At 42.9% G+C, this 12526-nt stretch carries 11 protein-coding genes, 3 tRNA genes and 1 riboswitch; of the genes, 3 read left to right on the forward strand and 11 right to left on the reverse strand.

Annotation, left to right across the window (positions count from 1 at the left end; translation table 11 throughout):
- Positions 1-2: 2 nt before the first annotated feature.
- The 3 genes from C1I38_RS00870 to C1I38_RS00880 form a co-directional block, all read right to left on the reverse strand.
- Complete coding sequence (locus tag C1I38_RS00870) at positions 3-944, reverse strand: WYL domain-containing protein (RefSeq protein ID WP_348980872.1); 942 nt, start codon at positions 942-944, stop codon at positions 3-5.
- A 252-nt stretch (positions 945-1196) separates the two neighbouring features.
- Entirely contained in the window at positions 1197-1757 is a 561-nt protein-coding gene (locus tag C1I38_RS00875) for an FxLYD domain-containing protein (protein WP_119775387.1), read from the reverse strand.
- Between the two features lie 366 nt (positions 1758-2123).
- Positions 2124-2435, reverse strand: coding sequence for a hypothetical protein (locus C1I38_RS00880; RefSeq protein ID WP_119775389.1), 312 nt, complete (start codon positions 2433-2435; stop codon positions 2124-2126).
- Between the two features lie 350 nt (positions 2436-2785).
- Positions 2786-2873, forward strand: a riboswitch (cyclic di-GMP riboswitch).
- A gap of 422 nt (positions 2874-3295) precedes the next feature.
- Between C1I38_RS00880 and C1I38_RS00885 the strand changes: the two genes are divergently transcribed.
- The 3 genes from C1I38_RS00885 (at position 3296) to C1I38_RS00895 (ending at position 5979) form a co-directional block, all read left to right on the forward strand.
- A complete protein-coding gene (locus C1I38_RS00885; protein WP_119775391.1) occupies positions 3296-3718 on the forward strand; it encodes a sigma factor-like helix-turn-helix DNA-binding protein in 423 nt (140 codons plus the stop codon).
- A 578-nt stretch (positions 3719-4296) separates the two neighbouring features.
- Positions 4297-4536 (forward strand): helix-turn-helix domain-containing protein, encoded by a 240-nt coding sequence (locus tag C1I38_RS00890; RefSeq protein WP_119775392.1) that lies wholly within the window; start codon positions 4297-4299, stop codon positions 4534-4536.
- Between the two features lie 87 nt (positions 4537-4623).
- The gene (locus tag C1I38_RS00895) at positions 4624-5979 is read left to right on the forward strand and encodes a site-specific integrase (RefSeq protein ID WP_119775394.1); all 1356 of its coding nucleotides are present in this window, start codon (positions 4624-4626) and stop codon (positions 5977-5979) included.
- On the opposite strand, the gene C1I38_RS00900 is transcribed toward C1I38_RS00895, so the two are convergent.
- The 8 genes from C1I38_RS00900 to gyrA all read right to left on the reverse strand — a co-directional run bounded on the left by C1I38_RS00900 (position 5980) and on the right by gyrA (position 12518).
- Positions 5980-6069 (reverse strand) — tRNA-Ser (locus C1I38_RS00900).
- A 220-nt stretch (positions 6070-6289) separates the two neighbouring features.
- Positions 6290-6745 carry a tRNA adenosine(34) deaminase TadA gene (tadA, locus tag C1I38_RS00905; protein WP_119775396.1) on the reverse strand — a complete coding sequence of 152 codons (456 nt, stop codon included), beginning with the start codon at positions 6743-6745 and terminating at the stop codon, positions 6290-6292.
- Between the two features lie 156 nt (positions 6746-6901).
- Positions 6902-6980 (reverse strand) — tRNA-Arg (locus C1I38_RS00910).
- A 12-nt stretch (positions 6981-6992) separates the two neighbouring features.
- A tRNA-Ser gene (locus C1I38_RS00915) sits at positions 6993-7081 on the reverse strand.
- Between the two features lie 147 nt (positions 7082-7228).
- Positions 7229-8494 carry a serine--tRNA ligase gene (serS, locus tag C1I38_RS00920; RefSeq protein WP_119775412.1) on the reverse strand — a complete coding sequence of 422 codons (1266 nt, stop codon included), beginning with the start codon at positions 8492-8494 and terminating at the stop codon, positions 7229-7231.
- 12 nt (positions 8495-8506) lie between these two features.
- A complete protein-coding gene (gene pdxT, locus C1I38_RS00925; RefSeq protein WP_119775414.1) occupies positions 8507-9097 on the reverse strand; it encodes a pyridoxal 5'-phosphate synthase glutaminase subunit PdxT in 591 nt (196 codons plus the stop codon).
- Positions 9094-9978 (reverse strand): pyridoxal 5'-phosphate synthase lyase subunit PdxS, encoded by an 885-nt coding sequence (gene pdxS / locus C1I38_RS00930; RefSeq protein ID WP_119775416.1) that lies wholly within the window; start codon positions 9976-9978, stop codon positions 9094-9096. Before pdxS ends, pdxT begins: the two co-directional genes overlap by 4 nt.
- A gap of 68 nt (positions 9979-10046) precedes the next feature.
- Complete coding sequence (gyrA, locus tag C1I38_RS00935; RefSeq protein WP_119775417.1) at positions 10047-12518, reverse strand: DNA gyrase subunit A; 2472 nt, start codon at positions 12516-12518, stop codon at positions 10047-10049.
- Between the last annotated feature and the right edge of the window lie 8 nt (positions 12519-12526).

Here is a 12526-nt window from a genome sequence, read left to right on the forward strand (position 1 = left end):
ATTTACGAATAAAGTTTGAATATTGAATAAGCCTGCTGTCTCAGTTCCTCAATCAAACTATCAGGTGATAAAACCTTAACCATCGCTCCGAATTGAAATAACCAACCTACAAACACTGGCGATATAGTTATTTTTAAAGATACTGTAAAATGCGCCTCATCTGATTTGATAATATTTACGTTTTTGCCGAAACGATCAACAACTACTCCGACCAGGGAGTTATCAAATTGGATTTTGACCTGCTGTTCTTCTCCATTGAACATACCAAATACTTTTTGAGCATAAAGTGCTACATCGAATTCATCCTTGTTGTAGATATCACGAGGTTCATTGGATAAAAATATGTCAGTCATCTTATCCACCCGATAATGGGTCAAATCCTGGTACTTGAGAGAATATGTAATCAGATAATAATTCTCATCATCCCAAGTTAACGATACCGGGCTTACCTCATAAAACTGTCCATCCTTGCGATATTTCTTCTGTTTGTCCACAGTATATTCGAAATATTTGAATCCAATCTTTTTCCCTGAGATAATCGCTTGGTGAATAACATCTACATTATAATAAATACTTTCGTTCATTGTTTTAACCCGGTTGGATACATAGACCTGGCGCTGTAGCTGAACGGCCTCATATCTGCTTGCCAAACTCTGCAGCTTTTTAATCAGTTCGTTGGATTTCTTGATCGTGATAAATTTTGATGACTGCACGGCATCAACCAAGAGCTTCAATTCCGGCAATTCGAATGTACGGCTTGCCATAAAATAATTATATGTTTTGGACCGCTCCATCTTAATGTCCAAACCAAAATCACGCAAAGCCAAAATATCTGAATAAATTGTTTTACGTTCAACATCGATATTTGCTTTTGCTAGACGAGCAATGAGATCGTTAACGGTTAGGGCGTTATTCTCATCTGTTTCATTGAAAAGTATTTTCATTAGATACAGTATCTTTAACTTCTGGTTGGATGAACGTGCCATTGTATAACCTCGGCAAATGTTTAATTCTGTAAAAATATAGAATTATTTATTTGTTCTATCAATTATCTGTTTTTCCTGCAAAATCCGTAGATTTCTGCAATCTAGCACCAGATACTCTTCAACTATATATTTTTCCGGCTAAGAAAAGGTCATGACTCTCCTCCGGATTTTAGAAAAGAGTCATGTATAAATGTATTTATCTTACATGAATTAAAAAGCGTCAACATCAACAAATTTGTATGATGCTACATCATTGCTTTCGCCGCCCATCCCCATCGCCTTGAACTTCCACGTTCCACCCGCTTCAAAATTATTGACATTTGCCAAAGCCATACCGATCTGGTTTCCATTAGAATCGTATAGGTTAAAGGTAATCTGAGCATATGAATAGAGTTTTTTTGTATTGTTTTTCAGCGTTCCGCTTATATAGAATGCAAATTGATCATGTTGAGTTGTCAAATCACCAACAATTTCAAAATCCTTGACCGGGGCGGGTTTTGAAGAAGAAGTTACTTCTGAGGATAATTCTTTATTAACAGAAGTTGTTTTATCTGAAGCCGCAGTATTTTTGTTGGCTGGTACTTGGGGGTTATTGATAGTTTGGGGTCCAGATAGCGCGCTTCCAAGTATCCCGATAAAAATAACAACAACTAACCAAAACCACCATTTTTTCAAGATTGGTTTCTTTTGCTTTGCCCCACAACTCGGACAGACTTTTGCTGATTTTGCAATCTCAGCATTACACACTTTACAGTTAATAATCTTTTCCATTATGTATCCTCCCTTTCATTTAGTGCTACAGGGTGTTCGTTTCTCAGCAAACAAAAACCGCATGATGAAAACTCATATATATAAAAAAACACCCCCTTTAGCTCTCATTTTAACTAAGTGAGTGTCCAATAGAACGGATTGCAAGTAAGTTTATATAAGCTAATTTAGATATTCCTACCCAAAACCGACACTATTTTTGAAATTAACTTATCTCTTAAGGCGAGTAAAGTTTTCTCTAAGTACTCTTGCCAGTGAATCTATTTAGCCTAATAGATTCCTTGTTGACAATCGCAATATATTATTCAGCCTTTTCATTTTGATCAATATATTTATTAATAACAGATATACCTTTTTCTTTAAACCTATTCAGCAACTCTTTTTCCTTTTCATTAGAAGTGAGCCATAAGTCCCATACTGCTGAGCAAAAGCTCTAAAAAGCAGATCTTCATCTGTTGTTTCTTCCATTTCTAATATCTCTGACATAATTCTTTTATCCCGAATAATATTCATAAAATTATAATAGATTTTGCTTATTCTTTCTGATGCCAGTTTTGTTACATTTTCTTTTGTATATGGCAAACTCGGAATAATTGAACTAACTCTTAACCTTTTTTTGTTCTTTCCTCTGCCTATGAATCTGGGTTCTGAAGTATCTTCGGTTATCACAATCTTGATCAAATTTTCTGTTTCTAAATGATCTCCATGAATTGTTGTCCTGCTTGTTTCTATTCCGTTTTCAGTAAGGATCTTCTCCAGTCTTTTTAACTAAGTGCTCATTTCGTGCTTTAAAAATTATTCCGCAATATAGCAGGTTTAGTAAAATACTAAAGCTGGTTTGGTTTTTGGTAATAATATACAATATTCGCTTTTTTCGACAACAAAATTTGACACGGATTTGTGCAATAAGGGTTTATTATATAATTAACATAATATGACAAATAAGAACACATTACTATGCGTATTTATTATTTTCTGTCAATTAAGACAGTATTTTATTCTTTTGACTTAATGCAGACATTAACTAAATAAAAAGATAAGGGCAAAGTTGTCTAAAGACAGCGACGCAAAGCCATAGGGTCTAACGTGCCAATGCACTATGACAGCCTGGTTGCCGAACAGTTTTACGGTATTATCCTGCCCTTTTGAGGCAGTTTTTTTATTTGCGTATAGTTGCTGCGTTACCCTCTGAGATTAGGGTTGTTTTTTCATAGCTTTGCCCTTTGCCCCACGCAAAGGAAGTGTTGCTAATTGCAAAGCATGTTAAAAATTACTCTCCTGAGGTGTAAATAAAGAAGAATTTCATAATGTTCTTAATAAATCTTACTTGACAAACGTCACGGTGGATGAGCCCGCGATTTGCCTTAAGCAACCTGCGGGCTTTTTTACTTGGCAAAAACATGTTGCTTATCAGATTTGGGCTTACAACCGCCATTATTATATATTTTCTCTTTTCGCAAGAAAAGTATTGAAATCCGTCAGGTGCCGTTCCCCGCCCTCTGTTTTGGTTTTTTCAAAAAAATCAAAACGGAGGTCTGAAAATGGAAAGGATTAATTTGCGAGATTATTACCCGTTTTATCAATTTGACTTTTTTGTTGAAGTTGCGGATGAAATCGCTTCATCCCTGAAACTCTTTAAGCTAAGCGAGAAGGCTTACCAATTGCGCATATACAGGCACAAAGCCTATTACTCTCTAGACCGGGGCGATGGCATTGAGCAAGAGATTGTCTTCATTTCATTATCTCCCCAGGAGATTTATGAAAGAAAAGTCACTAATCGGGAGCTGTATGCCGCAATCAACAGCCTGCCGGAAAAACAGGCGAAGCGTATTTATGCCTATTTCTTTTTGGGCATAAGCAAAGCCGCCATTGCCAGGGCAGATGGTATCGGAGAAAGCGCAGTCAGGGAATCCATCGAACGCGGACTGAAAAATATTGAAAAGTTTTTAAAAAATTTTGGGTAACACCCTGCGATTTTGCCTGAAAAATGAAGTGGTTATTAGAGGGACAAATCCTTCCCCCTAAACTGATCTTTGACAATTAAATAATTGTTTTATTCGGTACTTTCCCTGTATGTCCTGAAAAGGAAAGCCAGATTGTAGATACGCCAAGACCACTGAAACCTCATTATACGGGTTTAAGTAAGGTACACATGCCGTTACTGATTAAATGAGGTCAGATGCGAGCGATCAATATCCATGCAATAAATGAATGCCGGTAGCATTTAAGGCGATGACACATACAGAGGGATAATGATACTTCCGTCCAGCCACAGCCCTGCTTAAGCAGGATCACGCAATGGGGGCGGCTTGCAGAGAACCTGGGAGAGGTGGAATTCCTATGAGGACGGTCAGCCTCCGTCCGCCGAATAAAACATAGTATTTTTAAACCAAAACAGAAGTGCAGTATAGGGGTGTGCCTGTTTATGATCTGCGTGTCTACGTGTCCTAAACGAAAGCGCATCCCCTGCTGCCCTAACCAAAAATAGAAATAAAAGAAGGAGTTTTTGAAGATTGATTTGTAACGAAAAGGAGGCTTAACTATGGCAAATGAAAAATTATCACAAGAAAAAGCCTACCGGATTATGCTAAAAGGATACCCCGATGTGCTCGATATGAAGCAAATATGTAAAATTCTTGGAGTTAGCCTAAAGACAGGATACAGTTTAATACAAGAAAATAAAATTGAATGCTTAAAGGTTGGCCGGGCCTATAAAATCCCCAAACCTTTTTTATTGAGTTATCTGAGAATAGGTCCCGGCAGCGACAGTGAATTAAAATGAAATTTGCACAATTTACGAACCTTTTTTATTATGCTACATTCTATCTTGTCAACGGCAGGTGAGTGAGTACTTGAAAGGAGGAAACATATGGAACTCACTAAAATGCTGGAAATGGTCAGATTGACCGAGGATGAATTAATCGGAGGATTTATAACAACTAAAAAAGGATATTATTACACCGTTCTCAACCGGAAGGATAAGAATGGAAAGCGTAAGCCTCTTTGGATTTCAACAGGGCTTCCTGCAATCGAGAAAAATGAAGCAGAAGCCGAAAACCAATGTTTATCGGCTAGAATCCAATATTCCCTTGACTTAAAAAATGGCGTAGCCGATAAGACTTTGGCACATGAAGAACCTGAAAACAATAGTGTTCAGGATAATTCAGATGAAAAACATTCACTAAATCCTTTGTTTGCAGATTTATTAAATGAATGGCTTGAATTCAGACACCCGGATAATGTTGTTGTGGGCGAAGACTTTAATTTTGACAAGACAATCAAGCTTAATACTTGGGCTGGCTATGCAGAAAATATAAAACAAAACTTATACCCGACATTCATGGCTTACGGATGCACTGTCCAAGAGATTACGCCTGAGTTGCTTAAGGGGCATTATTCTTACCGGCTTAAAAACGGCAGAAAGAAGTCTACGGTCGCCAAAGATTATACAATTATCAATCAAGCACTGAATTATGCCGTCAGCAAAAAGATGATCAGCGTGAATCCGAACAGCGCGATAACCTTGCACAAAATCGAGAAGTATAATGCGGCGACGCTCAATGCCGAGCAGATGTTGAATTATCTCGAATTTATTGTAGACGATATCATTGAAATCCCTATATTACTGGGCGGATTTTATGGAATGCGGCGCAGTGAATGTCTAGGCGCTAGAGAATCCCAATTTGATTTCAAGTACAAATTCTTTAGGGCTAATCATACTGTAACCACGGCAGTGATCGACAAGAAGAAAATATATATCCCTTCCGACAAGCTTAAAACGGATTTGAGCAACCGTACTTATCCTTTGATTCCTTATGTTGAAGAAAGGATAAAAGCAAAAATAACGGAGAATAAGGAGCTGAGGGCGCTTTGCGGCAACTCATACAGCAAAGAATGGCTTGGTTATCTTTGCGTCGATCCCTTGGGGGAAATTATCGACCCAAATTATATAACCAACAGACATAGCGATTTGCTTAGGAAAGCCGGATTGCCGCATGTCAGATTCCACGACCTCCGGCATTCATGCGTAGGCTTAATGATGGCTAATGAAGTGCCTATGGAGCGCATCCGGGATTGGGTTGGACATAGCGACATCCGGACAACGGTCAATACTTATGGCCATCTGGAATACCAGTCCAAGAAAAAAACAGCCAAGATTATTCAAAAATCTCTGCCGCTTAAAATGGCAGGGGCTGCCAATCTTTTAGGATTAACAGCCCCATGATGGCGGAGGGTTAGGGATTTGAACCCTAGGTACACTAACGTGCACACTGGTTTTCGAGACCAGCTCCTTAAGCCACTCGGACAACCCTCCGGATTATTAACTTATTTCAGTACCCCAGATAGAACTCGGATAGAACAACTCAAAAATCCATATTTATTCGAACTTCGGGGAGAGTAGAAACCGCATAAATACTAGGTTTTCGGCTACATGGTTTCCACAATGCCCAACACATTTCGAGTGCGGCGCGTTATGACCACTTCGCTACTTCTCCATGATAAATATATTATTTTTAAGATTATGAGGTTTTGCTTTAGACTCCGGTACGTTTTTCCCGGAAATATTGTTTTAACAGTACCGAGCATTCTTCTTCCAAGACGCCTGCCGTGACTTCAACTTTGTGATTCCAACAGTTTCTGTTCAGTACATTCATCACGGACTCAACAGCGCCGCCTTTGGCATCCATCGCTCCGTAGACCAGGTGTTTGATCCTAGCTTGAAGAATTGCGCCGGCACACATCGGGCAGGGTTCCAGGGTGACATACAACGTCGCATCCGTCAGCCTCCAGTGACCCATCACCTCGGCTGCTCGCCGAATGGCGAGAATTTCGGCATGTCCGGTCGGGTCTTGTTTCTGCTCTTTTTCATTGAAGGCGACAGATAGAATTTGCTGATTTACGATAACGAGGGCGCCAACCGGAATCTCATTGCAGTCATAAGCCTTTTGGGCTTGGTCAAGCGCAAGTCTCATCCAATCTTCATGTTTCATTTCTCTCAGCCTCGAATACCATCCTGCCAGACCCGTAGAAGAATCAAAATATGCTGGACAGGAAATACAGATTCAGGATTGACATAGTATGAGTACTTCTACCGTTTGCAGCGGCAAATCTGATAAAAAAAAGGCCTTAAAACCTTTGCGATATGATGGTGGCCCCGGGAGGACTCGAACCCCCGCAAGACAGGGTTTAGGAAACCCCCGCTCTATCCACCTGAGCTACGAGGCCATATAGATTGCATGGCGGAGGGGGTGGGATTCGAACCCACGGCTCCTTTCGGAGTCACCGGTTTTCAAGACCGGCTCCTTAAACCGCTCGGACACCCCTCCAGCAGTAAGACGATAGATAGTATAACATAAACTTTATAACTAAACAAGAAGCTGTTTGCGCCAAATTTAAACAATAAAGCAACAAACAATATAATAATCTAATTGCATTAATGCTCTTAGCATTAATCAAAAAAACTTTATTCTAATCTAACCGATAAATTCCGTACCCATGTATGGAACCAGTGCTTTCGGAATCCTGATTCTACCATCTTCTTCTTGATAGTTCTCCAGAATAGCCGATACGGTCCTGCCGATGGCCAGTCCGCTGCCGTTTAAGGTATGCACAAACTCCACTTTTTCCTTAGGTCCGCGCCGAAAACGAATATTCGCTCTTCTAGCCTGAAAATCATTAAAATTGCTGCAGGAAGATATTTCCCTGTACAGATTAAAGCTTGGCAGCCATACTTCAAGGTCATACGTTTTAGCAGAACTAAATCCAAGATCGCCGGTGGATAAAGCAATAACGCGGTAAGAGAGTTCCAGTTCCTGCAGAATCGCTTCAGCATCCGCGGTCAGCATCTCCAACTCATGGAAGGAATTCTCCGGAAGGGAGAATTTTACAAGCTCAACTTTATTAAACTGATGCTGGCGGATCAGCCCGCGGGTATCCCTCCCGGAAGCTCCAGCTTCGGCACGGAAACATGCACTGTAGGCACAAAATTTAATCGGAAGCATATCTGCTTCAAGGATCTCATCTCTGTAAATATTGGTGACTGGTACTTCTGCTGTAGGAATCAGGAAATAATCGGTTTTTTCCACTTTGAAAGCGTCTTCTTCAAATTTGGGCAGCTGACCGGTGGAAAACATAGACTGCCGGTTGACCATAAACGGCGGAAAGACCTCCGTATAGCCTTTGGCGGCATGCCTGTCCATCATAAAATTGATCAAGGCTCTTTCTAGGCGCGCTCCGAGCCCTTTGTAGAATGTAAATCGAGTTCCAGTTACTTTGCCGGCCCGGGCAAAATCTAAAATATCAAGTTTTTCCCCCAACTCATAGTGGGTTAGCGGTTGAAATTCAAACTTCCTGGGTTCACCCCATTTGCGGACTTCGATGTTATCGTTTTCATCTTTACCAACCGGAACAGATGCATCGGGAATATTCGGGATCAAATAGAGTACTTCCAGCATTTTTTGCTCGATCTCGTTTAAACTGTCATCCAGCGTTTTAATGTTCTGACCAACCTCACGCATTTGAAGGATCAGCTTCTCGGCATCCTGCCCGCTTTTCTTCCGCCGGGCAACTTCTTCAGATACCTTATTGCGTTCCGCTTTCAGATTTTCCGCCTCAAATAAGATTTGCCGTCTTTTTTCCTCTTGGCGTAAAAAATCATCCAGGTTGATATCGGCACAGCGTTTCGCTAACGCTTCTTTGACAATCTCGGGATTGCTGCGCACAAATTTTAGATCGAGCATAACGGGCCCCTCCTATTTTCGATACTGATCAACGATGTTAATGAAATATTTATGAATTCTGGTATCGTCTGTAAGCTCGGGATGAAACGCGCTGGCCAGAATATGATCATCCCGAACCAAGACAATCTTTCCGGCATATACGGCCAGCACATCGACCTCCGGACCTGCTTCCAACACATACGGCGCTCGAATGAATACGGCCCGCAGATTTCCGCCTTCCAGTCCCTTAACCGGGATATCCGCTTCAAAACTCGCAATCTGCCGCCCAAAAGCATTTCGTTTGACGGAAATATCCAGAAGACCCAAAGAATACTGGCTGCTCTGATCAATTTTTTTACTAAGTAGAATCATGCCGGCGCATGTCCCAAAAATGGGAAAACCTTCACCAGCCATTTCTGCAATTTTGTCACCAAAACCGTCAATTTCGAGCTGCTTACCAATTGCTGTGCTTTCCCCACCGGGAATAATTAATCCACTGATTCCTTTTAAATCATCGACACTGCGGACTTCAACCGCCTCAACTCCAAGTCTTTCCAATAATTTGCAGTGCTCGCGAAAAGCGCCCTGGATAGCCAGGACACCAATTTTCTTTTTCATGCTCACCAGCCCCGATCCTGCATTCTTTCCGCCGGAGCAATCGAGGAAATCTCCAGACCAGGCATTGCTTCCCCAATTTCTTCTGAAAGCTTAGCCAGCATGTCCGGATCATTGTGGTGGGTGGTTGCGAGAACAATCGCTCTGGCTCTTTTGGTCGGTTCAGAGGATTTAAATATGCCGGAGCCAACAAAAATACCATCGCAGCCCAGCTGCATCATAAGGGCCGCATCGGCCGGGGTCGCAATTCCGCCAGCTGCAAAATTAACAACCGGAAGTTTTCCGTGTTCGGCAACATATAGAACTAAATCGTAGGGCGCGGCCATTTCCTTGGCCGCGGTCATCAGTTCCTCCTTTGGCATCGTGGTCAGTCTGCGGATATCGGCCATGACCGTCCGCATATGGCGCACAGCCTCGACTACATTGCCTGTTCCGGGCTCGCCTTTGGTGCGGATCATCGCAGCACCCTCACCGATTCGACGCAGGGCCTCACCGAGGTTGCGTGCACCGCAGACAAACGGCACTTTAAATTGATTCTTGTCGATGTGATAAAGGTCGTCAGCAGGGGTTAGCACTTCGCTCTCATCAATGTAATCTGCACCAAGTGCTTCCAGGATCCGGGCTTCGACAAAGTGTCCGATTCTTGCTTTGGCCATAACTGGAATCGTTACAGCCTCCATGATCTTTTTAACGATAGTCGGATCGGCCATTCTTGCTACACCGCCTGCGGCCCGGATATCAGAGGGTACCCTTTCCAGGGCCATAACTGCACAGGCTCCGGCTTCCTCAGCTATTTTTGCCTGTTCGGGTGTTGTGACGTCCATAATGACGCCTCCTTTTAACATCTCCGCCAAGCCCGTTTTTACTTTCCATGAAGCTACCTCAACCATGAATGATTCCTCCTAATAGATCTGTTAATCGTAATATTGTTCCCTGTTATAATCATTTTATTAATCGTTTATTCTTCTTCTTCTTTACTTACAAATTTAGCTACGGCCACAACCTTACTGTCGCCTGTCCTCATTGCGGTTACCCCCTGGGCCGATCTTCCCTGAACGGAGATGCCGCTGACTTCCTGACGTATCACAATACCTTCATCGGTAATGACCATCAGTTCCTGATCGGCGGTGACGACCTTGACGGCAGCCAGAGGCCCGGTCTTGGAAGTGACTCTGTGCCCGATGATGCCTTTGCCACCACGTCCCTGGATCCGGAAATCATCCAGTTCGCTTCGTTTGGCAAAGCCATTCTCGGTAACTGTCAGCAATTCTAAATCACTGGCGGTTTTATCGACAACATCCATCGCAATAACATAGTCATTTTTCCTGAGAGAGATTCCTCTTACACCTCGGGCTGTCCGTCCCATAGCTCTGACATCCTCCTCGGAGAAGCGGATCGCCAGGCCCAGGCGGGTTGCAATCACGACATCGTCATTTTCTTTCGTGAGACGCACGCCGATCAGTTCGTCATTTTCATCCAGCGTCAGCGCAATCAAGCCATCACTTCTTTTCGTGTCATAATCCTGGAGCGAAGTCTTTTTGACAATCCCGTTTCTCGTTGCTGTCAGCAGGTTGAATTGGTCTTTAAACTCCTTGACAGCAATCGTCGCGGTGACTTTTTCATCCTGCGCGAGACTCAAAAGGTTCACGATCGCAGTACCTTTGGCTGTTCTGCTTGCTTCAGGTATTTCATGCGCCCGCAAACGGTAAACCTTGCCGCGTGAAGTGAAGAAAAGAATATGATGATGCGTAGAGGCAATAAACAGGCTCTCCACAAAATCATTTTCTCCGGTAGACATACCGGTGACTCCACGGCCGCCTCTCCTCTGGCTGTGGTAGGTATTTAAAGGCAGTCTTTTGATATACCCTCTGTGCGTGACCGTAATCACAACGTCCTCATCCGCGATCAAATCTTCAATTTCCATCTTCGTCGCATCAAAAGTGATTTCAGAACGTCTCGGATCCGCAAATTTATCCCTGATTTCCTTCAGCTCTGCTTTAATAATTTCGCGGACCATCTTATCTGAGTTAAGAACAGCCGTGAGATAGGCGATCTCATCCATCAGCTTCTGATACTGGGCATCCAGTTTTTCGCGTTCCAAACCGGTGAGCCGCTTTAAGCGCATGTCCAGAATAGCCTGAGCTTGTCTGTCGCTGAAATCAAAGCGCAGAATCAGTTTTGCTTTAGCAATGTCATCATCCTTGGAAGAACGAATGATTTCAATGACTTCATCGATATAGTCCAGCGCCTTGCGCAGTCCTTGCACGATATGTGCCTCATCTTCCGCTTTCTTCAGTTCAAACCGACTGCGCCGGACAATAACCTCTTTTTGGTGTTTGATGAAGTATTCCAGCATTTCCTGCAGGTTGAGTACTTTCGGGGTATTGTCAACAAGCGCCAGCATATTGATCCCGAAGCTGTCTTCCATCTGGGTATGCTTATACAGCTGATTCAGGATGACTTGAGGAGTAACATCCCTACGCAGTTCGATCACGATGCGCATCCCTTTCATCGTGGTCTCATCGCGCAAATCGGTTATACCTTCAATTTTCTTTTCCTGAACAAGTTCAGCAATCTTTTCAATCAGCCGGGACTTATTAACCACATACGGAATTTCCGTAACAACGATTTGCATTTTCCCGTTTTTCTCAATCTTTTCGATATTGGCCTTCGCCCGGACCTTAATTGATCCTCTGCCGGTTGTGTACGCGCTGATGATACCCTCCGTGCCCATGATCTGGGCGCCGGTCGGAAAATCAGGTCCTTTAATGAATTTCATCAGATCTTTGATTCCCGGTCGGGACGCTCCATCCTCATTATCTTGACTGTCTATCAGATAAATGACACCGTCGATGACTTCGCCCAGATTATGCGGCGGTATGTTCGTGGCCATCCCGACAGCAATCCCGGAAGAACCGTTAACCAATAGGTTTGGGAATTTTGCCGGCAAGACGTCCGGTTCTTTTTCTCTTTCATCATAGTTCGGACTAAAATTAACTGTATCCTTATCAATATCAGCCAGCATATACGTAGCCAGCGGAGCCATCTTCATCTCCGTATAACGCATGGCAGCCGCTGAATCACCATCGATCGAACCAAAGTTGCCATGCCCGTCAATTAAAGGGTAACGACTGGAAAAATCCTGCGCCATCCTGACAGACGCATCATAGATTGAAGAGTCTCCATGCGGGTGATATTTCCCCATGCAATCTCCGACCAGTCTGGCCGATTTACTATACCCTTTATTAGGCGTCATCCCTAATTCATTCATCGCATAAAGGATCCTGCGATGAACCGGTTTCAGCCCGTCGCGTACATCCGGCAAGGCTCGACTGACAATTACGCTCATGGAATAATCTATAAATGATTTTTTTAATTCATCGGAAATCTCAATGGGCAAAACCTTGCCACTAAAAAGTTCCATGGACATGGTTCAAC

Source organism: Dehalobacter sp. 12DCB1 (assembly GCF_004343605.1).
In the GTDB taxonomy this organism is placed as follows: Bacteria; Bacillota; Desulfitobacteriia; order Desulfitobacteriales; family Syntrophobotulaceae; genus Dehalobacter.

Bases quoted from the DNA above. Each gene is read 5' to 3' on its own strand.
- C1I38_RS00875 (WP_119775387.1), bottom strand. From the start codon at position 1,757: ATGGAAAAGATTATTAACTGTAAAGTGTGTAATGCTGAGATTGCAAAA.
- C1I38_RS00870 (WP_348980872.1), bottom strand. From the start codon at position 944: ATGAAAATACTTTTCAATGAAACAGATGAGAATAACGCCCTAACCGTT.
- serS (WP_119775412.1), bottom strand. From the start codon at position 8,494: ATGCTCGATCTAAAATTTGTGCGCAGCAATCCCGAGATTGTCAAAGAA.
- C1I38_RS00890 (WP_119775392.1), top strand. From the start codon at position 4,297: ATGGCAAATGAAAAATTATCACAAGAAAAAGCCTACCGGATTATGCTA.
- C1I38_RS00885 (WP_119775391.1), top strand. From the start codon at position 3,296: ATGGAAAGGATTAATTTGCGAGATTATTACCCGTTTTATCAATTTGAC.
- C1I38_RS00895 (WP_119775394.1), top strand. From the start codon at position 4,624: ATGGAACTCACTAAAATGCTGGAAATGGTCAGATTGACCGAGGATGAA.
- tadA (WP_119775396.1), bottom strand. From the start codon at position 6,745: ATGAAACATGAAGATTGGATGAGACTTGCGCTTGACCAAGCCCAAAAG.
- pdxS (WP_119775416.1), bottom strand. From the start codon at position 9,978: ATGGTTGAGGTAGCTTCATGGAAAGTAAAAACGGGCTTGGCGGAGATG.
- gyrA (WP_119775417.1), bottom strand. From the start codon at position 12,518: ATGTCCATGGAACTTTTTAGTGGCAAGGTTTTGCCCATTGAGATTTCC.